At 70.0% G+C, this 20750-nt stretch carries 24 protein-coding genes and 3 tRNA genes; 14 read left to right on the plus strand and 13 right to left on the minus strand.

The genetic code is table 11. The features are described 5' to 3' along the window. Positions 1-374: 374 nt before the first annotated feature. Together ACFWY6_RS29580 and ACFWY6_RS29585 are read right to left on the minus strand one after the other, a co-directional pair. Positions 375-755, minus strand: coding sequence for a hypothetical protein (locus ACFWY6_RS29580; protein WP_384696594.1), 381 nt, complete (start codon positions 753-755; stop codon positions 375-377). Positions 756-825: 70 nt separating this feature from the next. After that, positions 826-1278: a DUF6228 family protein gene (locus tag ACFWY6_RS29585; RefSeq protein WP_384696597.1), complete on the minus strand. Its 453-nt coding sequence runs from the start codon at positions 1276-1278 to the stop codon at positions 826-828. A 188-nt stretch (positions 1279-1466) separates the two neighbouring features. Here ACFWY6_RS29585 and ACFWY6_RS29590 point away from each other — a divergent pair, with 188 nt between their 5' ends. Then, positions 1467-2726: an MFS transporter gene (locus tag ACFWY6_RS29590; protein WP_384696600.1), complete on the plus strand. Its 1260-nt coding sequence runs from the start codon at positions 1467-1469 to the stop codon at positions 2724-2726. A 152-nt stretch (positions 2727-2878) separates the two neighbouring features. Here ACFWY6_RS29590 and ACFWY6_RS29595 read toward each other — a convergent pair whose 3' ends face one another. From ACFWY6_RS29595 to ACFWY6_RS29610, 4 genes are all read right to left on the minus strand, one after another. After that, on the minus strand, positions 2879-3856 hold the full coding sequence (locus ACFWY6_RS29595; protein ID WP_384696603.1) for a DUF4238 domain-containing protein: 978 nt from the start codon (positions 3854-3856) through the stop codon (positions 2879-2881). 313 nt (positions 3857-4169) lie between these two features. After that, complete coding sequence (locus ACFWY6_RS29600; protein WP_384696606.1) at positions 4170-4622, minus strand: hypothetical protein; 453 nt, start codon at positions 4620-4622, stop codon at positions 4170-4172. 37 nt (positions 4623-4659) lie between these two features. After that, complete coding sequence (locus tag ACFWY6_RS29605) at positions 4660-5370, minus strand: phytanoyl-CoA dioxygenase family protein (protein ID WP_384696609.1); 711 nt, start codon at positions 5368-5370, stop codon at positions 4660-4662. Further along, positions 5367-5762, minus strand: coding sequence for a hypothetical protein (locus ACFWY6_RS29610; RefSeq protein ID WP_384696612.1), 396 nt, complete (start codon positions 5760-5762; stop codon positions 5367-5369). The genes ACFWY6_RS29605 and ACFWY6_RS29610 overlap by 4 nt, the downstream gene beginning before the upstream one ends. Before the next feature lie 168 nt (positions 5763-5930). Between ACFWY6_RS29610 and ACFWY6_RS29615 the strand changes: the two genes are divergently transcribed. Continuing rightward, entirely contained in the window at positions 5931-7196 is a 1266-nt protein-coding gene (locus tag ACFWY6_RS29615) for a multiprotein-bridging factor 1 family protein (protein WP_384696615.1), read from the plus strand. 13 nt (positions 7197-7209) lie between these two features. After that, positions 7210-7686 (plus strand): hypothetical protein, encoded by a 477-nt coding sequence (locus tag ACFWY6_RS29620; protein WP_384696618.1) that lies wholly within the window; start codon positions 7210-7212, stop codon positions 7684-7686. Between the two features lie 415 nt (positions 7687-8101). Here ACFWY6_RS29620 and ACFWY6_RS29625 read toward each other — a convergent pair whose 3' ends face one another. Genes ACFWY6_RS29625 through ACFWY6_RS29635 form a run of 3 tightly spaced genes read right to left on the minus strand, consistent with a single transcriptional unit; the run spans position 8102 to position 10952 of the window. Then, on the minus strand, positions 8102-9673 hold the full coding sequence (locus ACFWY6_RS29625; RefSeq protein ID WP_384696621.1) for a hypothetical protein: 1572 nt from the start codon (positions 9671-9673) through the stop codon (positions 8102-8104). Further along, complete coding sequence (locus ACFWY6_RS29630; RefSeq protein ID WP_384696624.1) at positions 9670-10734, minus strand: bifunctional DNA primase/polymerase; 1065 nt, start codon at positions 10732-10734, stop codon at positions 9670-9672. The genes ACFWY6_RS29625 and ACFWY6_RS29630 overlap by 4 nt, the downstream gene beginning before the upstream one ends. Further along, on the minus strand, positions 10731-10952 hold the full coding sequence (locus ACFWY6_RS29635; RefSeq protein ID WP_384696627.1) for a helix-turn-helix transcriptional regulator: 222 nt from the start codon (positions 10950-10952) through the stop codon (positions 10731-10733). Before ACFWY6_RS29635 ends, ACFWY6_RS29630 begins: the two co-directional genes overlap by 4 nt. 94 nt (positions 10953-11046) lie before the next feature. On the opposite strand from ACFWY6_RS29635, the gene ACFWY6_RS29640 reads away from it, so the two are divergent. Next, positions 11047-11919, plus strand: coding sequence for a helix-turn-helix domain-containing protein (locus tag ACFWY6_RS29640; RefSeq protein ID WP_384696630.1), 873 nt, complete (start codon positions 11047-11049; stop codon positions 11917-11919). After that, a complete protein-coding gene (locus tag ACFWY6_RS29645; protein WP_384696633.1) occupies positions 11912-13234 on the plus strand; it encodes a tyrosine-type recombinase/integrase in 1323 nt (440 codons plus the stop codon). Before ACFWY6_RS29640 ends, ACFWY6_RS29645 begins: the two co-directional genes overlap by 8 nt. A gap of 28 nt (positions 13235-13262) precedes the next feature. On the opposite strand, the gene ACFWY6_RS29650 is transcribed toward ACFWY6_RS29645, so the two are convergent. Continuing rightward, positions 13263-13751 carry a YajQ family cyclic di-GMP-binding protein gene (locus ACFWY6_RS29650; protein WP_055564526.1) on the minus strand — a complete coding sequence of 163 codons (489 nt, stop codon included), beginning with the start codon at positions 13749-13751 and terminating at the stop codon, positions 13263-13265. 197 nt (positions 13752-13948) lie between these two features. Between ACFWY6_RS29650 and ACFWY6_RS29655 the strand changes: the two genes are divergently transcribed. Beyond that, positions 13949-14030 (plus strand) — tRNA-Tyr (locus tag ACFWY6_RS29655). A gap of 68 nt (positions 14031-14098) precedes the next feature. Continuing rightward, positions 14099-14311, plus strand: coding sequence for a hypothetical protein (locus ACFWY6_RS29660; protein WP_360768441.1), 213 nt, complete (start codon positions 14099-14101; stop codon positions 14309-14311). 57 nt (positions 14312-14368) lie between these two features. Here the strand turns inward: ACFWY6_RS29660 and ACFWY6_RS29665 are convergent, their stop codons facing one another. From ACFWY6_RS29665 to ACFWY6_RS29675, 3 genes are all read right to left on the minus strand, one after another. Then, positions 14369-14743, minus strand: coding sequence for a nuclear transport factor 2 family protein (locus ACFWY6_RS29665; protein WP_384696637.1), 375 nt, complete (start codon positions 14741-14743; stop codon positions 14369-14371). A gap of 23 nt (positions 14744-14766) precedes the next feature. Next, a complete protein-coding gene (locus ACFWY6_RS29670) occupies positions 14767-15423 on the minus strand; it encodes an SDR family oxidoreductase (protein WP_361812415.1) in 657 nt (218 codons plus the stop codon). A 74-nt stretch (positions 15424-15497) separates the two neighbouring features. Further along, the gene (locus ACFWY6_RS29675; protein ID WP_384696649.1) at positions 15498-16793 is read right to left on the minus strand and encodes an amidohydrolase family protein; all 1296 of its coding nucleotides are present in this window, start codon (positions 16791-16793) and stop codon (positions 15498-15500) included. 285 nt (positions 16794-17078) lie between these two features. On the opposite strand from ACFWY6_RS29675, the gene ACFWY6_RS29680 reads away from it, so the two are divergent. The 7 genes from ACFWY6_RS29680 to ACFWY6_RS29710 all read left to right on the plus strand — a co-directional run. After that, positions 17079-17151: transfer RNA gene (locus ACFWY6_RS29680), tRNA-Thr, on the plus strand. 47 nt (positions 17152-17198) lie between these two features. After that, a tRNA-Met gene (locus tag ACFWY6_RS29685) sits at positions 17199-17271 on the plus strand. A 91-nt stretch (positions 17272-17362) separates the two neighbouring features. Further along, positions 17363-17527, plus strand: a complete 165-nt coding sequence (gene rpmG, locus ACFWY6_RS29690; RefSeq protein ID WP_004571794.1) for a 50S ribosomal protein L33 — start codon at positions 17363-17365, stop codon at positions 17525-17527. Positions 17528-17611: 84 nt separating this feature from the next. After that, positions 17612-18076: a MaoC family dehydratase N-terminal domain-containing protein gene (locus ACFWY6_RS29695; RefSeq protein WP_360768450.1), complete on the plus strand. Its 465-nt coding sequence runs from the start codon at positions 17612-17614 to the stop codon at positions 18074-18076. 4 nt (positions 18077-18080) lie between these two features. Further along, entirely contained in the window at positions 18081-18509 is a 429-nt protein-coding gene (locus ACFWY6_RS29700) for a MaoC family dehydratase (RefSeq protein ID WP_384696640.1), read from the plus strand. Positions 18510-18660: 151 nt separating this feature from the next. Beyond that, entirely contained in the window at positions 18661-19218 is a 558-nt protein-coding gene (locus ACFWY6_RS29705; RefSeq protein WP_384696643.1) for a TetR/AcrR family transcriptional regulator, read from the plus strand. 76 nt (positions 19219-19294) lie between these two features. Then, positions 19295-20750: DHA2 family efflux MFS transporter permease subunit (locus ACFWY6_RS29710; protein ID WP_384696646.1), on the plus strand; the 1456-nt coding region annotated here is incomplete at its 3' end.

Raw genomic sequence — 20750 nt, forward strand, 5'->3', positions numbered from 1 at the left:
CGGCGGGGGGAGACCGGGCCGGGAGCCGCATATGGGGGGCGTGTACTGGGGGGGGGCCCCCGGCCGGGCCCCCGCCCCTCGGTAGTCGTACGACCGTGAACTACCGGTAGTTGACGAACTTCCCGCTTGATCGTCTGACCTGCACGGACTCCATCACAGCTGTCCTGACCTGCGAAAACTACTTTTGGTAGTTGCCGCAGTTTTCCGCGATCTTCTAGGGCCATGTGCCCTCGCTGTGCCCTCGGATATGGCTCAACACTCAGGGCGGAGGTCACCCGCAGCTCGCTTGCCACGCTCTCTCAGTGACCGACGACTGGCGGCTCACCAGGGCAGGCACATGGCCGCAGAACGTAGGGCAGGGGCAACAACCGGCCTCAGCCGGTCACCACTGGCACGATCACGGCTGCGACGGCGGATGCGAGACCGCCGACCGCGATGAACGCCCCGAACTTCTCCTTGGCGGACGGGAAGACCGCCCTTGAGACGTCTCCTGCCTTGCTCCGCAGAACAACCATCTTCATCTTCTGCCACCGATGCTGGCGGAGATTGCAGCCCATCAAGATTCCCGAGGCGTTGCGTCGGCAGTAAGTGCCGTTGCGGTTCACTGCTCCGCACCACACGGGAAGCTGAAATGTCGCGTACGCAACGACCGCCAGCGAGAGCACCACGATCACAGCGGTGGCAGCTCCACTGCCCCAGGCAACGACCAGAGCCGCCGCTGCTATGTAGCCCCAGTACGTCCAGATCCCCCTCATGAGCGGGGACGGTACTGCGGGGCAGCGTCGATGCACAGAGCGTGAATGAGCCAGGTCGGGGCCTCAGGCGTCAGGGGCAACTCGCGAGGAAGGCTCGGATGTCGGCGGCGAGGCGGCGCATGTCCTCACCCGCGGCGTGGACGGTGGTGGCGGCGAAATGCCATTCGTCGGATGGTGGTCGGTCGTGGAGCCCCCATGTCAGGCGGACGTAGCCACCCGGACTGTGCTCCGCCGAGAGGGTCAGGTCATGCTCAAGGGAACCCCACGTGCGCGCGCCCTCCCATCCCCGGAAGTCCTCAGCCAATTCCGCGAGGAAGGAATCGAGCCCGTCACCTCGCCAGGTGCGCACCGATACCTCAACGTTGACGAATTCGCCGCGTGCCCTCACGAGGAAGTCGAGCAGCGGGTCGTCCCCATCTTCCGGGAAGGGGTGTGTGGGCTCGGTGAAGTGCAGCCTGATCGCCCGTGGGCCGGCATCACCTGCCGACACGGCAGGACCGTTGGCCTCGTCTTCCCGGATCATCTGCGCAGGTTAGAACGGCAGCGCATGTCGTGACCACGTCTTTCCGCTGAACTGCATCGGCAACTTTGCCGCGTTCGTGTGAGGCCTCGGGAACCCCGCGACTGGTGCCATCGCATGGGCCTAGGGTTGGCGCCGATTCGACCGGGGCGCTTGCTTCTGGTCTGGCGCGGTTCGCCCCGGAGGGCACATTGAGCTACCTGCGCTTGCTGCGGCAGCGGCCCGTACTGGTGCTGTGGCTGGCGCAGAGCCTGTCTGTGCTCGGGGATCGCCTGTACGCGCTCGCGGTCATGTGGGTGGTCTACGCCTCGACTGGCTCTGCGTCGCTCATGGGCCTGGTGGCGGTCGTCGAGTCAGTGCCTTACATCGCGCTCGGGACGGCAGGGCGTCACGTCGTCGCGTGGTTCTCGACGTTCGGGCGGCTGGCATGGGTCGACGCGGCACGGGCCCTGGTTGCGGTCGCGCTGCCGTTTCTGTGGTCGCCAGATGCGTACGGCGTGGGGTTGTTGCTCGCCGGGGTGCTGCTGCTCGGCACTCTCGGGGCGCTCTTCGATCCGAACCTCGGCGCCCTAGTGCCCGATCTCGTCGAGCCCGAGCGAGTGCAGCAAGTCACGGGACTGTTCGACCTCACGGGGCGTATTGCCCGGATCGCAGGGCCGGCGAGTATCGGTCTGCTGCTACTCGCCGTTTCCGAGGTAAAGCTCTTCGCGCTGAACGGCGTGACGTTCGCCGTGTCGGCGGTGGCGCTCGGGTGGCTGGCGCGCCGGTACGCCGTGGCAGCGGGCGACGGGGCGATAGAGCGTCCCGGCAACACGCGTTCGGCGGTTCGGGCATGGCCGCTACTGCGGGCGCACCCCCGTGTCGGGCTGGCGGTCGGGCTACACGGCGTCGCGCTGTTCGGCTCGGCCGTATCGGCGGTGGGGATGCCCGCGCTGCTCGCCACCAGATATGGCGCCGGGGCGGCCGTCTACGGGCTTGTGACTGCGGCCGTCGGAGTCGGGGCGCTGCTGGGCAACCCGCTGGCCAGTAACCGGCGTTCGGGTGGCTGGCTGCGCGTCTACTGCGGCGCGTGGGCGGTGCAGGGCCTTGCGACGGCATGCATGGGGTTGGTGCTGCATCTTCCCGCCCTGGTGCTGCTCGCCCTGGTGACTGGTCTCGTGACTCCCGCGACGAGCGTCACCCTGCGAGCGCACCTCGGTGCGTTCGCGGCCGCCGAGCGGCTGCGGCTCATGTCCGTTGACCAGACCGTGATCCGTACCGGTGGCACGGCCGGGATGCTCCTCCTGCCGTTCCTGGTCGACGCCTCGCCGCGCGGCGCGTTCGTGGCGGGTGGTGTCATGGTGGCGGGCTCGGCGCTGGCCGCGCTGATCGTGGGCTGTCGGCTGCTGCGACCCGACGTGGCCGTGTCCTTGCCCGCAGCGGCTCGGGAGCGCGAGGTGGCCGCGGAGTAGCGGCAGACGTGCCTCGGCCCTCGCCGCGTGATGGAGGCAGGCAGCCGCCTGGAGCGCGGTCTAGTCTCACGTGAACTTCGGGACCCGGCGGGACCCAGCGCCTCGCGGGGCCGCCCGGGATGAGTGGAGGCTTTGTCCCGGTACTGCCGGGATCACGCGCCAGGAGGGGGTTCCGGCCGGATGAAGTCCTCTGGGTTGTGGCTGGCCCGCATTTCTCGTGTCCGCTTGGAAGGCAACTCCACGCCGACGAGAGGCGTGTCGTCTGGATGGTGGAAGACCGCCGAACGCGCGCCATAGGCGGACCGTTGGTTGAAGTCCCAGGCCAGTGCTGCACTTGGTGACTTCGTTCGGTCCGGAATTCCGGGGGTCGACATCATGAGCGCCACCCGCCTGTCGAGTGGGATCACGACCGCTTCCGCCGTGGCCAGGCCCGCACCCAGCCAATGCGGTGTCCGAGGGTCGCGTACGAGGCTCACAGGGTGGTCAGAGGTGATCAACGCTTTGCGCTTGAAGCGGTACAACACCCAACCGCGCTGCATCAACACATCAGATGCCGCCGAGATGCCGCCTGCCATGCTCGCTAGGTGATGCAGAACCGGTGCTTTCACCGTGTAGCTGGAGAAGTCGGTCTTCTCGGCCCACTTCCGCTCGACCTCTTCGTCAGAGACAGGTCCTCCAGATTCCGCTTCGAGCCGTTTGCGTAGCTCCTGCTTCCCTCCGACCGCCAACGTGATCTTCGTGAGGTCGTCGAACATCTCATTGGCAGCCTGCCGCCTGGCCGGAACCCGCAGGTACTGAGCAGCGGTCCAGCGCGCCATGGTCTTTCGTTCGGGTCCTGGCAGCGGCCAGCACTCTTCTTCGACCACCATCCGGAACACACGGGCGGCATCCCCCTCCAGCTTGGAGAGTGCGATCTCGACAGAGTCATCCAGCTGTCCGCTGCCATCGGGGTATGAGTAGAAGTCGTTGTGCACCGCGACATCCTTTACCCCGCACAGGCGAGGAGCTTGCTCGCCGCAGAGAGGTACGCGCATGATCCGCTCGTCCGCGTTGGCGAACCGCTTCAAGTAGAAGCGGGGCACTGTGTGGTGCCGGCGGCTCGACGATCGTCGCCCGGGGGACTCTCCCATGGGCAGACGATACGCCTTTCGCGCTCGAACATGCCTCTTGTGCCTTACAGGCCCTGCCAGCCACCAGTCGGTCTGCTTGGCAGCCCTACATGATGACCGTCTTCTGGACCTAGAACCAGCTGTCCCTGACAAAGAGGTCGATGCCTACGCTCATGACGTGGAGCGTCCCGCTTCTCAAGCGGTGTGAGAAGCGGGATGCCTGTAGTCCAGTTAGGCCGCGTGATGGCCAGCCGAAACCCAGGGCAGATCCAGGGTGGTGCGCCCGGAGATCGGTGCCGAGGGGCCTACTAGAAGACTGGTCGGTGCCGGATGGCTACGCCGACTGCGGCCCGGGCCTCCACTGTGCTGCTTCGAGGGCGAGCCAGTGCTGCACGGTGACGTTCTCGAAGGGGACTCCGATCTCGCCGTAGATGCGGGTGTGCATGGCGCCGAACCAGGCTCCGCGGCGGTCGTCGAAGAACGCGCGGTCGTACCAGGCGACGCCGAGAATCACGGTCCCGCCGCCATTCTCGTTGTCGGGGTCGGCCTCGAAGTAGGTGCACTCCCAGTCCCAGAGCATCTGCTCGTCGGGGCGCGAGCGCAGCCGCTCGTCGCTCGCGCGCAGGTGCTCGACGCACCGCTCTACGGTGGCGGCGTCGGGGCAGTAGTAACGGCAGTGGCTGAACGCGATCACCGTCTTGTCGCCCCTGCGGGCAGGGTCGACGTCCTCGCCGGTGAGTACCCGTACGCGGGTGATCGGTGGGGCGCTGGTTTCGAGGATGGACACGGTGGTGCTCCTCTCGTTGCCGATGGTGCCTTGTGGGTCACCAGTCCGACCCGCTGAGCGGGTACAGGCTGGGGCTGTGGGAGCCGCTCGACCGGATCGCGCCGGGAGCGACGTAGCGGATGTTCAGGCCGATGCGGGCGCCGACCGTGCTGTTGCTGTCCGAGCGGTGAATGAGCCGTGCGTCCATCAGGCAGGCTTGGCCGGCGTCGAGCGGCAGCCACACCCCGCGGTCGTGCGGGCCGTTGAACATGCCCTGCACACCGAGTGCCTTGCCGCGCTTGGCGCCGCTCTCCTCCCGGCGGTAGCCGTGGTAACCAGCGGCGTGTGAACCGGGGATCACCTGCAAGCAGCCGTTGACGGTGGTCGCGTCGGTCACGGCCAGCCAGGCGGCGACGGACCGCGCGGGGTCGAGTTGCATGCGCGGGTTGGTCCCGTCCTGGTGCCAGGGCACGGGGAAGTCGCGACCGGGCCACTTGATCATCAGGAAGGTGTTCTCGACGGCGACCGATTCGCCGATCGTCTCCTGTACGACGGTGAGCAGCTCGGGGGAGCGCACGGCGTGTGCGGCCCACTCGAAGCGCAGGTGTGCGTCGCGTACGACTTCGGTCCGCTCGGTCCGGTGCTCGGCGACGATCGAGGCGGCGCGGGCGCGGGCGCGGCTGCTGGTGTTCCACGTCAAGCCGGTGCGGTAGCCGCTCTCCCCGAGCGGGCTCGGCCCGGCGTAGCTGATCTCTCCGGCGCGACTCACCGGCCTGCCTCCTCGACGGTGGCGACCGCGGCTACCAGGGCGGCGGCGAGGTCGTCGGTCGCGGTGTGGGCGGGGCCGCCGCTCGTCGGCTCGCTCACCCATCGCAGCAGCCCATCCCATCCGGGTGGAGCAAGCACGACCCACGAACCAGCGCCGAGCGCCCGCGTACCGTCCTGCTGCCAGCCGTGAGCCGTACCGGGCGGGGTGAGAAAGTACGTCTGCCCGCTGCACAGGTCATGCAGCACAGGCCCGACCGGTACGCCGCGCGCCTCCAAGTCACGGACTGCGCGCACCCCGATGTCGGCGGCGACGCGAACCGCGTCCCAGTCGTCACCTGCCGCGAGTAGCTTCGGCTGGGTGAGTCTTTGCGTCCAGGTAGATCGGCGCTGCATCGCTGTCACTCTCTCCTCGCGGAATGAAGCCGGGGAGATGAGGGAACCGCCCGAAGCAAGGGGCGTACGAGCATTGATGCGCACGGCTCATGCGCGTATGCGTCGGCCGCATTTCCCCGCTCGCAAACCCGGTGCGCCGTACCTACCGTGGGGGAGAGGCAGGCACGCATGAACTGGTCGGACAGCGCCGCGAGAGAGGCGGCGAGGACCGGCGACTACGGGCGGGTGATCGAACTCGCGCGTCGGGCCGCCCGGTTGACTCAGCGGCAGCTCGGTGACTCGTGCGGTTTATCGCAGTCCGCGGTATCCCGGATGGAGAAGCGGGGTGTGGCCGACTACAACATGACCACCCTCGCGAGGGCCGCCCACCACCTCGGCATTGCGCCCGGACTGGTCGGCCTCGCAGACAACGGCGCGGCCTCTGTCGCGCCGGCGGAAGGGCACGACCCAGTGGAACGGCGTCAATTCCTCACCGGAGTGGCAGCGACGGCGGCGACCCGGGTACTGAGCGCGGCACCGCCCCGACTCCCCAATTGGGGAGTCGAGCAGGCGGACGTGCTGCGCGTTGCTACGACCGCGTTCCGGCGCATGGACGCGAGCGTTCCCGCGCGGCAGCTCGCCGACACCGTGCAGGGGCACATGCGGCTCGTTCAGACCGTGGCGGCGCAGGCACTCGACCAGGCCACCCGCGCGCGCCTCGCGGCCGTAGGGAGCGAAGTGGCCAGCCTCGCCGGTTGGTTGAGCTGGGACATGGCCGACGCTGGCTCGGCCCGGACCTGGTACGGGGCGGCGATCAAGGCGGCCCGGCGGTCCGGAGACCCGCTGCTGATTGCGTACCAGCAGGGCAGCCTCGCGCAGTTCGAGGTCGAAGCGGGCAACGTCGCGCAGGGGATGAGTCTGATCCGCGGGGCGCGGCGACAGCTCGGCAGCGAACGGCCGGCCATCGCGGCGGCGTGGCTGTCCTCCCTCGAAGCGGTCGCGCACGCCACGGCTGGAGACGAGCGGGCCACCGAGCGGGCGCTACTCGCCAGCACAGCCGAGGTTGAGCAGATCCCGGGCGAGGAACCGCCGCCGTGGCCATGGGTGTTCGCGTTCGACCTGCGCAAGGTCGCAGCGGCGCGGGTCACCTGCGGGGCGCGCCTTGCCCGACCCCGATGGGTACTCACCTCACTCGACGACGCCACTGCCGCGCTCTCCTCGAACCACGAGAAGCAGCGGGCCTTGCTCGGCCTCGACGTAGCGAGCGGCCACATGGCGTCGGGACACCTCGACACCGCGTTCGCCCTCGCGGCTCGCTCGCTCGACGTGGGGCTGCGGCTGCGTTCCGGCCGTGTGGTCGAGCGGGCCCGCACGTTCCGACGCAGTTACTCCTCGGCGACCCCGCCAGCCGTCGTCCGCGAATTCGATACGCGGCTGCACGACGCTTACCTGTAGACGAGAGGAAGACATGAGAGTCGCGATCACTGGTCACCGTGGGCTGTCCCCCGAGGTCGAGCAGCAGGTACGCAGCGCCCTGGCCGAGGCGGTCAAAGCGTACGACCCTGCCGAGTTGGTCGGGGTGAGTTGCATCGCGGACGGCCCCGACGCCTGGTTCGCGCAGGCCGTGCTCGACCACGGCGGCCGGATCGAGGTCGTGCTGCCGGCCGAGCAGTACCGCGCCGATCTCCCCGACTGGCACCACCCCACGTACGACGAACTGCTGCGCCGTGCCTCGGCGGTACACCGCACGGGGCTCGACGGCTCCGGCTCGCACGCCCACATGACAGGCAGCGAACTACTCGTCGACCAGGCCGACACGCTGCTCGCGGTATGGGACGGACAACCGGCCCGCGGCTACGGCGGTACGGCGGACGTAGTTGCCTACGCCGAGGGCAAGGGCGTGCCGGTCTGCGTGCTCTGGCCCGAAGGGGCGACGCGAGACTGACACTCGCGCGCGTGGGAAGGGTCGCGACCGGTCGCGCGGGCTCGCCTCTTGCGCGCGGGAGTAGGCGGAACCGGATGCGCGCCCGCGCGAGAGGCGCGACCGGTCGTAGCACGGTGCTTCGCCGGGCAGACGGGGACGGTGGGGACGTGGGGGACGCACTTTCCGGGCTGCTCTCTACCTTCTTCCCCCTTCTTCTCATCAGGACAGAGAGGAGAGGGGGTTACAGCGTCCCCCGCGTCCCCCTGGTGGGGCGGTTCGTCCGTTTGCGTGGGCAGGGGAGGGAAGTTGCGGGGGGCGCTGCGCGGTGCGGGGTGCGTCCCCCGTCGTCCCCTGCGCGTCCCCCTGCGTCCCCCGAGAGACGGCTGCGCCCCGGTCGGCAGTGCCGACCGGGGCGTGTTGGGTGTGCGGTGGCGGGTCATGACGGCGGGGCGTAGGTCACGGCCCATACCTTGCCGTGCTTGTTGCTGCCCGAGGTACGGGCCACGTGGATACTTCGGGAGCGGAGCGCGGGGGCGACCTGGCGGATGCGGGCGCTGAGGACGGCGGGCGTCTTGGGCCATCCGTCGGCGAGGCCGCGCCCGTCGCTGCCGAGCAGCCGGTGAAGCTCGGCCATGGTGCCCGTCCAGCCTTGGGGCGGGAAGGAGGGGGAGACGGTCCACTCGCGCAGTGCGGCGGCGACCGGGTGACCGTCGAGGACTGTCTCGTTCAGCGCGTCTTGGGTGGCGTGGAACGCGTCGAGGCTGTGCCATCCGGTGACGCGGTCGAGGGCGTGCAGCAGCTCGGCGAAGTCGGCCAGGCGCGGGCGCTCGGTCAGGTCGGCGGCGGCGTGCGGGAGGTCGGCCCACACCTCGGTGGCGAGGTCGAGCAGCGCTCCGAGGATGCGCGGGTGTGCCCGCTCGTACGCGGCCCACAGGGCGCCCGCGGTGCGCCGCTTGTCCCTCGGGATCGGCTGGAGTTCGAGCGGCAGCATGCGCTCGGCGAGGTCGTTGCGCAGCGCGCCGAGGTCAATGCCGGTGAGCAGTACGGGCCGCTGGTAGGTGAGTACGTTCACGTCGTCGTCGGTGTACAGGGCGCGGGTCACCTGCGCGTCGCCGGTGACGATGCGGCACAGGGCATCGGACAGCCAGCCGGGCAGGCCCGAGAGGTTGTCGAGGGCGAGCACCCACCCGGCGGCGGTGATCGGCCCAAGGTCACGCAGGGACTCGGGTGCCTGCCGCAGCGGCGCGCGGGCGCCCTCGATGACCCCGGCGAGCATCTGTCCCGATGTGCTCTTGCCCGTGCCCTGCTCGCCCGTGAGGTAGGCGACCGGGCGGGGAATGTCCGGCCGCAGGGCGGCGAGCAGCCAGCCGACGGCAAGCGGCAGCGTCTCGGCGGTGAACGGCAGCAGCGCGGCGAACTCCTCGATGCCCGCCCGCCAGCCACCTGAGACCCGGTCCGGGCGCGGCAGTGGCCGAACCAGTCGGCTGCGGCGCCACACGGGCCCCGTCTCGACGTCCGGATACGTGAGCATCCAGCCGTCCGGGGAGAGGCGTACCGACTCCCCGTCGGGGCGCCCGAGGTCGAGCCACGTTACGGCGGGGGCGTCCGGGTCGGCAGCGATGCGCAGCGGCAGCTCGACCTCGACCGCGTGCATGGCGAGCGCGTCGAGGGCCGCGAGGGCGTCGGCGAGCGCGGACTGCGACGGGGTGCGGTTCTGCTCGGTGAGGTACGCGCGGATGAGGTGCTGGCGCAGGCTGCCCGTGCCCGTGTGGGCGGTGGCGCGCAGCGGCACGGCGACGGGCGGGCCGTCGTACGGAACGGCGTACGGGGCGCCGTTGTGGTGCAGATACCGGAAACGGTTCTGCCCGAGCACGCGCAGCACCTCCGCCTGCGGCGGCTGGCGTTCCTGCTGCGGGGCGGGCGGCTGCTGCGCGCCCGCTTCCGGTCGGCGGAAGGGGACCACGGAGCGCGCGGCGGCGGTCGGATCGAAGGCAGGGACATGGGTCACGCGGCGGCCCCGGCCAGGGTGCGCGGGTGCCGCTCGCCTGCGACCAGTCCCGAGCGGATTGCGGCGGCGGCCTCGCGCTCGGGCAGCCCGGCGTGCCGGGCGGCGTCGGCGAGGACATCAGCGACCTGAGCACCATCGAGACGGCCCGCGCCGCACAGGGTGCCGAGACTGAACGCGGCCCGGTTGAGAGCGTCGTTACGGGTGCCGGGCTGCGCCTCGGCGACGGCACGCAGCTCGGCCTCGACGGCAGCAGCCACGTACCCGCTGCCCATGCTGCGCGAGCGCCACGGCAGAGTCACACGGGGCCGCTCGGGACGCACACGATGCCCGGTGCGGTCGAGGTCGCGGGCGAGCCACACGGGCAACTCGGCGACCATGCGGCAGTCGCCGAGCACGGTGTACGTGCCGGATCGGGTGACGGTGCCGGGGGCGACGGCGTATGACGATCCGGCGCGCACGTCGAGCTGCCAGCCGAGTGCCCCCGCTTGCGGGCGCCACCGCGTACCGGCAGGGGCCCGGAACCAGTAGTGCACGCCGCCGGACGGGGTGCGCACGGTGAGGGTTTCCGGTGCGCAGCCGGGCAGTGTGGCGCGGCGCGCCTCGACGAGCAGCGCGAGGACGTCGCGGCCGTCGAGGACGCTGCCCGGGGCGATGTTGGCGGGCAGCTCGACGCCGGGCAGCAGCCGCTCGGGGGCGGTCGGCACGTCGCCGCCGTGACAGTCGACGTCGAGGATCACCAGCCCGGACGGCCCGGCGGCGACGCCGACCCCGGCGGCGGGCGTGCGCGCCCACCACGCGGCGATGCGGTCGGCGTCGGTGGTGGCGGCGAGCACCCCGTGACAGGGGCGTCCGTCGGCGTGGCAGGCGCAGGCGCGCCCGTCGTGCTCGACGTAGGCAGGGTTCGGGCGTTCGGCCGTGCCCGGTGAGCAGCGGTCGCAACCGCGTACGGGCACCTTCAGGCCCGGGGCGAGCGGGTGCACTGCGTATCCCTGAGAGGCCAGCCAGAGGGCTACGCGCAGCGGGGCGGGAGTCGAGGCAGTCAAGCGGTCAACGCCCTTCACGCGGCACCGTCGACGGTGTGCTCATCGAGCCACCGCTCGACGTCTTCCCATCTGGCACGCAGGTGGCGGCCCACCTTGATCATTCGGGGGCCGCCTCCGCGGTGGCTCCACTGGTACACGGTGGCGAGCGGCACCCCGCAGTAGTCGGCGAGTTCACGCGCGGTGGCGAGCTTCCGGCGGGACAGCTGAGGGGCTTGTGCGGGGCGGGCGCTGGACAAGGGCACTCCTTCGAGATGAAGCGGAGGAAATTCTTTCTCTCGAAAGTTAGTGATCTCTCGCGCCGCTGTCCAGCGGAAGGTATCGTTTCGCTCCATGATGGAAAGTGATGGCAACGAACGAGATCGAGCCGAGGGCTCGGCGGAGATCTCCGACGCGGACGCCGACGAGCGATGGGTGCAGGCGGTAGCCGAGGCGCCCACGTTCGGCGAAGCCCTGGGGCGGCATCTGCAAGCCGTACGCGAGGAGAAGGGCAGTACCGCGGAAGACGTGGCGCAAGCCGCGCAGCGGCTCGGGCTCTCATGGCACCGGCCAACCGTGCGGCAGATCGAGAGAGGGCAACGGGCCCTCTCTGCCACTGAGTTGGTCATGCTGCCGCTGCTCTACGGGCGCCCACTGGGCGAGCTGCTGCCGCAAGAGTCGGAAACGGTGCGACTGACCTCTCAACTCACTGTCTATGGCCGTGAAGCGCGGCGTGTGCTCGGCGGCGACTACAACCCGAGGGCCGCGGCGTTCCGGGCTCCGGGCGGATGGCACGTGAAGGGGTGGAGCGACCAAAGCGGCGAGGAAATGGCCGAACGCGCGATGCGCGCGATGACGGCACTGTCGGAGCGTTCACCGTGGCCGAAGGGCGTGGAGACCCGATATCTGGCCCAGCCCGACGAGGCGGAGTCGAAGGCGGCCAAGCGCCTCAACACCACGCCGCACTACGTCGCGCACGCTGCCCGCGAGACCTGGGGGCACGGCCTCGCCGAGGAGCGCGAGGCGCGCCTGCGGGCGCGGGGCGAGCTACCCGAGGGGAAGCGGGCGCTCCAGTCCGCGCGCGGCCACATCACGCGTGCGCTCGCGGCCGAGCTGGAACCGGTCGTGAAGGCGTACGAGGAACAACGCGGGGAGCCCGAGCAGCTCGACCCCGCGGACTTCGGGCCCATGAAGGTGACCAGAAAGGGGAGGGAAACGGATGGCTGAGGTCTACGACCGATGGCACAAGTCGCACCCGGGCGAGGACGACAAGGCGTGCGCCGAGCACACCAGCAAGACCCGCAAACTCGTCCCTAGCGGCGAGCACGGCAAGGGGAAGCGGTGGCAGGTCCGTTGGCGCGACGCGAGCGGCAAGCAGCGCAAGGAGAACTTCGACAAGCGCGCCGCGGCTGATACGCGCGCGGCCACCGTCAAGGCCGACCTCGACCGCGGTCTGTACGTCGACCCCGCTGCGGGCAAGGAAAGCTTCCGGGCCGTCGCCGAGCGGTGGCGCACGTCCGCCGTGCACCGCCCCACCTCGGCGTCACGCGTCGAGCGTGGGCTGCGCAACCACATCTATCCGACGTTCGGTGATCGTCCAGTAGCCAGTATCCGGCCGTCGGACATACAGGCATGGATCAAGGATCGGTCGCAGGTGCTCGCGCCTTCGACTCTGACCGTCACCTACGCCTACTTGGTCACGCCGCTGCGGACGGCCGTTCGAGACCGGATCATCGCGAGCAGTCCGTGCGACGGCGTGAGACTGCCCCGGCAACGGAGAGCCGAGATCACGCCCCTACACGCCGACGCGGTCCGCGCACTCATCGATGCAGCAGCGCCGAGGTTCCGCGCCCTGTACCTGCTCGCGGCGTCATCCGGGCTGCGACAGGGGGAGCTGTTCGGCCTAGAGGTCGACTGCATCGACTTCCTGCGCCGTGAGGTGAAGGTGCGTCAGCAGCTCATCGACCCGGACGACGGCGAGCCCTACCTCGGCGAGCCCAAGACGCACGAGAGCTACCGCACGGTGCCGCTGACGAAAGCGGCCGTGGACGCCCTCGCCGCACATCTTGAGCAGTTCCCCGCGAACGGCGTGAAGATCGAGGACCGGACCGACCCGCGCAAGCCGCGTCATCGAACGGCGCAGCTGCTCTTCCTCAACGACTACCGCGAGGTGGTCCGGCGTGGCGCCTGGTCGCACGTGTGGCGGAGATCCCGGCAGAACGCGAACAAGGCGCTCGGCGCGGCGTACAGCAAGGCGTACGCCGCGTGGGTCCGGAGCGGCAGGCCCGAGGGCGGCGAACCGTCCCGCGTCGAGGTGCCGGACGGCGCCAGCTTGCACGACCTACGCCACTTCTACGCCTCGCTCCTGATCAAGCACCGCGAGAACGTCAAGACGGTGCAGAAGCGGCTCGGCCATGCCAAGCCGTCGATCACGCTCGACACGTACACGCATCTATGGCCGGACGAGGAGGACACAACGAGGGCCGCCGTCGAGGCTGTCCTCGGCGATGTGCCCCCGTTGTGCCCTGCTAAGTCTGCCTAGCAACGTCCGTGCAGGTCAGGCCGGTTGATCACCGGTAGTTGACGAACTGCACCGCGAAGTCGAAGTCCTGCCCCTTGAGCAGCGCCTGCACGGCCTGCAGGTCGTCCCGGCTCTTCGAGCTGACCCGCAGCTCGTCGCCCTGGACCTGCGCCTTGACGCCCTTGGGGCCCTCATCGCGGATGATCTTGGCGACCTTCTTGGCGTTCTCCTGCGAGATGCCCTCCTCGATCGAGGCGAAGATCTTGTACTCCTTGCCGGACAGCTGCGGCTCGCCCGCGTCCAGCGACTTCAGCGAGATGCCACGCTTGATCAGCTTGGACTGGAAGATGTCGAGGATCGCCTTGACCCGCTCCTCGCCGTTCGCCTCCATCAGGATCTTCTCGCCGGACCAGGCGATCGAGGCGCCCGTGCCCTTGAAGTCGTAGCGCTGCGAGATCTCCTTGGCGGCCTGGTTGAGGGCGTTGTCGACCTCCTGCCGCTCGACCTTCGAGACGATGTCGAAACTGGAGTCGGCCATGTCCTGTGGCTCCTTGTATCGGGGTCTGCGTACTCAGCTGGTGCACGGCCGTCGGTCCCTGGCCGCACCCGCAAAGCCTAGCCACCGCCCCCCGGCCGGGCGCTGATCAATCGGGTGGCGAAGCACCCCTACCCATCAGGTATGGTTTACGTCGTTGCCACGGAGCGCCGCGCAAGCGGAACAGGGGCAGCAAACATGGCGGTGTGCCCGAGCGGCCAAAGGGAGCAGACTGTAAATCTGCCGGCTCAGCCTTCCCAGGTTCGAATCCTGGCGCCGCCACGCGAAGGAGACCCTCTCCGGTCTTGCGGAAACGCAAGGCGGAGGGGGTCTTTTCGTACGCTGGGGCCATGTCGTCCCGCCGCAGGAACTGCCCCGAGTGCCGCCGCGAAATCGCTGTCGTCGGAGGCCGGTTCGCCCGCCACGACCCGCCGGGCCCGCGCGGCAGCGGCGAGCTGATCTCCTGCCCGGGATCCCGCAGACAGGCCCAGCTCGGCGCCGCACAGCCCGCTCTGGACGGCTACGCGGTGCCGGAGTTCCCCGGCCAGCTCCCGCTGTTCTGAGGCGCTCACGCGGCCACACAGGGCGTCGGAGCCGCCGGTGCGGTCAAGGCCGCCCGATCAGCGCTGTCGTACGTCCATCCGGCTCACCAGACCGTCGGCGCGGAAGCTGTAGACGTGCTCGACCGTCTTCGGCGCCCAGTGGTCGCCCGCCTCGTCCCGCAGTCCGGGCCGCACGGTCGCCACGACCCGGCGTCCGTCGTCGTCGAGCCGCAGCCGTTCCAGGTGCACCAGTGGGTGCATCACCGCGAACTGCCGTGCCCAGTAGGCCCGGACCTCCGCGATGCCATGGGCACGGGTGTCGTCCAGGAGGTTCGGCCAGTCAACGTCGGGCGCCAGCGAGCGCGGGATGAACGCATCGCGCTCATCCGTACTGAAGACGGCGTACATCTGCCGCAGCAGCGCTTCCTGCGCGGCCGGCACCTCGTCGGTCAATGGGTCCCCCCGGTCAGTGGACTTCAGTTCCCCGCAACGGACTTGACCGCCACCGACACCGGCGTCGAACCGCTGATCAGCTCCAGCGTCAGCCCCGCCGTCGCCGACGAATCGACGAGCTCGGCGAGCACCGCGGCCACGTCGTCACGCGGGATGGGCCCGCGTCCGGTCGATGCCTCCAGGCGGACCAGACCGGTGCCCGCGTCGTCCGTCAGCATCCCCGGGCGCAGGATCGTCCAGTCCAGGGCCGCACGCCCGCGCACGTAGGCGTCGGCCTCGCCCTTGGCGCGGAGATAGGCGTCGAAGATGTCGTCGCCCTGGTGGGCGGGGTCCGCGCCCATGGACGACACCACTACGTAGCGCCGCACTCCGGCGCGCTCCGCCGCGTCCGCGAACAGCACGGCCGCGTCCCGGTCCACGGTGTTCTTGCGGTCGGCCCCGCTGCCCGGTCCGGCGCCCGCCGCGAACACGGCCGCGTCGGCGCCTTCCAGATGCCCCGCGACCTCGTCGACGGATGCCGACTCCAGGTCGCACAGGACCGCTTCGGCACCTGCCGCCCGCAGGTCGGCGTCCTGCCCGGCCTTGCGGACGATCCCGACCGCCTCGTCACCCCGTGCGGCGAGCAACCGCTCGAGCCGCAGCGCGATCTGACCATGACCTCCAGCGATGACAATGCGCATGTCTCCGACCGTACGGCAGCCCCCGCATGATCGCCCCGCGCGCGCGGGAGCACGCATCGAACGGGCGCGCGCCCTCAGGACGGTTCTTCGCCCTTCGGCTGCCCCGGCCCCGCCTTGTTCGCCCGCCCCTGGCGCGGCAGATCGAGGGCCACGGCGGCCGCCGAATCGCAGTACTCCCGCACCGCACTCGTCCGCGCCACCACGCGCCCCCGGTGCACCACGATGCGGCTGTACGCGAGCGAAAGCGCGCCCGAGAGGCGATCGCCCCGCACCGCGAGGAGTTCGGCGGGGAAGCCCGCCTCCACGCGGACCTCGGGGAACCCCATGGCCGACCGGACGGCCCCGCTCACCGCTCCGTAGGCGTCCTCGGAACGCAGCCCGCAGCGCGACGCGAGCAGGTAGGCGGCCTCCAGCGGGTCGCCGCGCCCCACCGGGTTCGACACGTCCCGCATGGCCCCGCTGCCCGCGGCCACCCGCACCCCGGCGGCCCGCAGCAGCCGCACCGGGGCGACCGCGCCGCGCCGGTCCACGCTCCCGCAGCCGCCCTGCGGCAGGCAGACCACGGTCACCCCGGCTGCCGCCAGCTGATCGGCGGTCCGCGCGGCCACGTCCGACGGCAGCCGGCCAAGGCCGCCGCACGGGCCGATCGTCACCCCGGGCCGCAGCCCGCCCGCCATCGCGGCGAGCCGCCCCAGGCGCGCCGGATCGCTGCCGTCCGTGTGCAGGTCGACGGGGCAGCCGTGCTCCGCCGCGACTTCGAGCACTGCCTCCACGTACCCCGTAGGATCGGGGTCCAGATCGGGGCAGCCGCCCACTACGGAGGCGCCCATTTTCACCGCGTCCCGCAGCATCGCGAGGCCGTCGGCCCCGGCCACACCGGTCAGCAGCCGGGGCACGGCCACGGCCGTCAGATCGACGAGCCCGCGCAGCGAACGCCGGGCCTGGAGCACCGCCTCCATCGACGTGAGCCCCTGGACGTCGCCGATCCGCACATGCGAGCGCAGCGCCGTCGCACCGTGCCCGAGCTGCAGCAGAGCCGCTTCGGTGGCCCGCCGCTGGACGTCCGGAAGGTCGTACGAGACCGGCCCTTCCAGGTCCGCCGACAGCGCGGTGTCGCTGTGCGCGTGCGGCTCTGCGGCCGCCGGGAGCAGGAGATAGCCGCCGAGGTCCACCCGCGCGGCGTGCGCGGTGAGGCTGCCCGCCGTGCCGACCGCCTCGATGCGCCCCGAGCCGAGTCGTACGTCCACGGTCCGGCCGTCGGTCAGCCGGGCGCCGCAGAGCAGCAGCGCCGTGGTGTCGGGAGCGTCGTCACCGGAGGAGCCGGAACCGGACGAGCCGGAGGAATGGGGCTGCGGCTGGCTGTCGGGCATCGCGCTCCTGAGGTTCGGGGGCGGCTGCGGTCCCGGCGGCACGGCGTACCCGATCAGGACGTCCAAGATCACGCAGCGTGAGTCGAGCCTAGGGCGACGACCGGCCCTCTTCGAGGAAGGGCGCAATAGTCGTACCGGTGTGGTGCGGGGCGTTTCACGGGTGTGCCGAGAGGCGCTGAAGTGACGTGGTGAGGTGGCTGAGACGGCCCTCTCGATGCCCCTGGACAGCTCCGGCGAAACGGATTTGGGCGATCGGCGACCAACCGTGTAATGTCTTCATCGCTCGCCCCAATAGCTCAGTCGGTAGAGCGTCTCCATGGTAAGGAGAAGGTCTGCGGTTCGATTCCGCATTGGGGCTCTGATGTTGGTTGATCCTCGCCTTCGGGCGAGGGGATCCGGCATCGCAGCGGTGTAGCTCAGTCGGTAGAGCAAGCGGCTCATAATCGCTGTGTCACCGGTTCAAGTCCGGTCACCGCTACTACTAGTAGTAGCCGATTGTGGGGTCGGTCCTCCGATCGGCTACTCTTTTATGCGTTCATCCGTCCATCCGTCCGTCAAGGAGCACTCACGTGGCTGCCACAGACGTCCGCCCGAAGATCACGCTGGCCTGCGTGGAGTGCAAGGAGCGGAACTACATCACCAAGAAGAACCGGCGTAACGACCCGGACCGTCTTGAGATGAAGAAGCACTGCCCGCGCTGCAACGCGCACACTGCGCACCGCGAAACGCGCTAAACACAGGCTCGTACACGAGGCCGTCCCCGATTGCTGGGGGCGGCCTCGTGTCGTTTACCCCAACCTGCAGGAGGTGCCGAGTCCATGGCGCTCGACCAGTCCTTCGTGGGGCGGTCCTACCCGCCCACCGAGCCCTATGAGGTCGGCCGGGAGAAGATCCGTGAGTTCGCCGAGGCGGTGGGTGACGCGAATCCCGCGTACACCGACGCGGAAGCGGCCAAGGCCTATGGCCACTCCGATGTGATCGCCCCGCCGACTTTTGTGTTTGCGATCACTTTCAAGGCCGCGGGCCAGGTCATCGAGGATCCTCAGCTGGGGCTCGACTACAGCCGCGTCGTGCACGGCGACCAGAAGTTCGCGTACACCCGGCCGGTGCGTGCGGGGGACCGGCTCGCGGTCACCTCGACCATCGAGGCCATCAAGTCCATGGCGGGCAACGACATCCTGGACATCCGCGGTGAGGTCCACGACGAGGCCGGCGAGCACGTCGTCACCGCGTGGACCAAGCTCGTCGCGCGTGCGGCGGAGCCCGCGGCAGAGGAAGTGTGAGGCGATGACGGCGAAGATTTCGTACGAGGGCGTCGAGGTCGGCACCGAGCTGCCGGTCCAGAGCTTCCCCGTGACGCGCGCCACGCTCGTGCGGTACGCGGGCGCCTCCGGTGACTTCAACCCGATCCACTGGAACGAGAAGTTCGCGGTCGAGGTCGGTCTGCCCGACGTCATCGCGCACGGCATGTTCACCATGGCCGAGGCGATCCGCGTCGTGACGGACTGGGCGGGCGACCCGGCCGCCGTCGTCGAGTACGGCGTGCGCTTCACCAAGCCCGTCGTGGTCCCGAACGACGACAAGGGCGCGCTGATCGAGGTCAGCGGCAAGGTCGCCCAGAAGCTGGACGACAACCGCGTCCGGGTCGACCTGGTGGCGATGAGTGCGGGCCAGAAAGTGCTCGGGATGTCTCGCGCCGTGGTCCAGCTCGCCTGATCCGTACGGCGGCTCCGCGCGGCAGCGGAAGTGACAGAGGGTAAGGGGCACTCGTCCATTGCGGGTGCCCCTTACTCGTGTGCTGTCCCTCCCGCTCACTCATGGCCGCTACCTGTTGACGTAAGTAGTGATTGACCACTAACTTAGTCACATGGTCAGGATGAGCGCAGAAGAGCGACGCGAGAGCGTCATTCGCGCGGCGATGATCGAGTTCGCCCGCGGTGGCTACAAGGGCACCTCCACCGAGGTGATCGCCAAGCGGGTGGGTGTCTCGCAGCCGTATCTCTTCCGGCTCTTCCCGGGTAAGCAGGCCATCTTCCTCGCGGCGTCCGTGCGCTGCTGCCAGGAGACCACCGCGGTCTTCCAGAAGGCGGCCGAAGGGCTGGAGGGGGAGGAGGCGGTGCATGCCATGGGTCAGGCCTATCAGGCGCTCATCGCCGACGATCCGGACAAGCTGCTCATGCAGATGCAGATGTACGTCGCCGTGGCCTCCGCCGAGGAGTCCGGCGATCGGGAGTTCGGCCAGGCGGTGCGGGCCGCCTGGATGGAGATGTACGACACGGTTCGCCTCGCGATGGGGGCGGACATCGGCGAGGCGACGCAGTTCCTTGCGTACGGGATGTTGGTCAATGTCCTGGTGTCGATGGGGTTCCAGCCCGATCACCGGGTGTGGACCGGCTTCTACGAGTCGGTGCGGCCCAAGGGGTGAGTCACGCGCGTCACGCAGGGGCGCGTTTTTGCGCCCACATGAGTTAGTCAGCAATAACTAACCATAGGGGGAAGCAATGTCTCAGCAGACGGCACAGCGCGGGGGAGTCGCCTGGGCCCTCGTCATCACCGGCGTCGCCGGATTCATGGCGGCACTCGACAATCTCGTGGTCACCACGGCCCTGCCCGCCATCCGCGAGGACTTCGGGGGAGAGCTGCACGACCTCGAATGGACGGTGAGCGCCTACACCCTCACCTTCGCCGTGCTCCTCATGTTCGGCGCCGCCCTGGGGGACCGCTTCGGCCGCCGCAAGCTCTTCGTCGTGGGCATCGCGATCTTCACCGCAGCCTCCGCGGCCGCCGCCCTCGCGCCCGGCATCGAGGCTCTGATCGCCGCCCGCGCGGTGCAGGGAGTCGGCGCCGCGATCATGATGCCGCTGACGCTGACCCTGCTGACGGCGGCGGTGCCCGCGGCCAAGCGCGGTATGGCGTACGGCATCTGGGGCGCCGTCAACGGCCTCGCGGTCGCCAGTGGTCCGCTGATCGGCGGCAGCCTGACCGAGCATGTGTCCTGGCAGTGGATCTTCTGGCTGAACGTCCCGCTCGGCCTCGCCTTGCTGCCGCTCGCGCGGCTCCGCCTTGCCGAGTCGCACGGCACGGGGGCGCCGCTCGACCTCACCGGGACCGTGCTGGCCAGCGGCGGCCTCTTCGGGATCGTCTACGCGCTGATCCGCGGCAACATCGACGGCTGGACCAGCGTGCCGGTCCTCACCGGTCTGATCGTGGGCTTCGCGCTGCTCGCCGGCTTCGTACGGCACGGCATCCGGGGCAAGAACCCGATGCTGCCGATGCGGCTCTTCCGCAGCCGAGCCTTCTCCGCGATCAACGCGGCGAGCCTGCTGATGTTCGTGGGGATGTTCGGCGCGATCTTCCTGCTCAGCCAGTTCCTGCAGACCGTGCTCGGCTACTCGCCCACCGAGGCCGGCCTGCGGATGCTGCCCTGGACCGGCATGCCGATGCTCGTCGCCCCCATCGCGGGCTACCTCTCGGACAAGATCGGCGGCCGCCCGGTCGTCACCGTGGGACTCGCCCTCCAGGCCATCGGCCTCGGCTGGTTCGCGGCCGTCGTGGCCACCGATGTGTCGTACGCCGCCCAGCTGCCCGCCCTGATCATCAGCGGCGTCGGCATGGCGCTGTACTTCGCGCCGGCGGCGAGTTTGGTGATGGCCAGCGTCATTCCGTCCGAGCAGGGCATCGCGTCCGGCGCCAACAACGCCCTGCGCGAGGTCGGCGGCGCCCTCGGTATCGCGGCCCTCGCCTCGGTCTTCTCCGCCCAGGGCGGCTACGCGTCCCCGCAGAACTTCGTGGACGGGCTCGGCCCCTCGCTCTGGGTGGGCGCCGCGGTGGTCGCCCTCGGCGCGGTGGCCGCCTGGCTCCAGCCCCCCCGGACCACGGCCGCGGGGGCGGCCGGCCCCGCGCCGGGTTACGCCCGGGCGGGGGGCGCGCGCCCCCCCCGCGGCGGGGGGAGGCCGC

This window comes from Streptomyces sp. NPDC059037, from assembly GCF_042740015.1.
In the GTDB taxonomy this organism is placed as follows: domain Bacteria; phylum Actinomycetota; class Actinomycetes; order Streptomycetales; family Streptomycetaceae; genus Streptomyces.

Bases quoted from the DNA above. Each gene is read 5' to 3' on its own strand.
- ACFWY6_RS29580 (WP_384696594.1), bottom strand. From the start codon at position 755: ATGAGGGGGATCTGGACGTACTGGGGCTACATAGCAGCGGCGGCTCTG.
- ACFWY6_RS29585 (WP_384696597.1), bottom strand. From the start codon at position 1,278: ATGATCCGGGAAGACGAGGCCAACGGTCCTGCCGTGTCGGCAGGTGAT.
- ACFWY6_RS29595 (WP_384696603.1), bottom strand. From the start codon at position 3,856: ATGGGAGAGTCCCCCGGGCGACGATCGTCGAGCCGCCGGCACCACACA.
- ACFWY6_RS29610 (WP_384696612.1), bottom strand. From the start codon at position 5,762: ATGCAGCGCCGATCTACCTGGACGCAAAGACTCACCCAGCCGAAGCTA.
- ACFWY6_RS29615 (WP_384696615.1), top strand. From the start codon at position 5,931: ATGAACTGGTCGGACAGCGCCGCGAGAGAGGCGGCGAGGACCGGCGAC.
- ACFWY6_RS29620 (WP_384696618.1), top strand. From the start codon at position 7,210: ATGAGAGTCGCGATCACTGGTCACCGTGGGCTGTCCCCCGAGGTCGAG.
- ACFWY6_RS29640 (WP_384696630.1), top strand. From the start codon at position 11,047: ATGATGGAAAGTGATGGCAACGAACGAGATCGAGCCGAGGGCTCGGCG.
- ACFWY6_RS29645 (WP_384696633.1), top strand. From the start codon at position 11,912: ATGGCTGAGGTCTACGACCGATGGCACAAGTCGCACCCGGGCGAGGAC.
- ACFWY6_RS29650 (WP_055564526.1), bottom strand. From the start codon at position 13,751: ATGGCCGACTCCAGTTTCGACATCGTCTCGAAGGTCGAGCGGCAGGAG.
- ACFWY6_RS29660 (WP_360768441.1), top strand. From the start codon at position 14,099: ATGTCGTCCCGCCGCAGGAACTGCCCCGAGTGCCGCCGCGAAATCGCT.
- ACFWY6_RS29670 (WP_361812415.1), bottom strand. From the start codon at position 15,423: ATGCGCATTGTCATCGCTGGAGGTCATGGTCAGATCGCGCTGCGGCTC.
- ACFWY6_RS29675 (WP_384696649.1), bottom strand. From the start codon at position 16,793: ATGCCCGACAGCCAGCCGCAGCCCCATTCCTCCGGCTCGTCCGGTTCC.
- ACFWY6_RS29695 (WP_360768450.1), top strand. From the start codon at position 17,612: ATGGCGCTCGACCAGTCCTTCGTGGGGCGGTCCTACCCGCCCACCGAG.
- ACFWY6_RS29700 (WP_384696640.1), top strand. From the start codon at position 18,081: ATGACGGCGAAGATTTCGTACGAGGGCGTCGAGGTCGGCACCGAGCTG.
- ACFWY6_RS29705 (WP_384696643.1), top strand. From the start codon at position 18,661: ATGGTCAGGATGAGCGCAGAAGAGCGACGCGAGAGCGTCATTCGCGCG.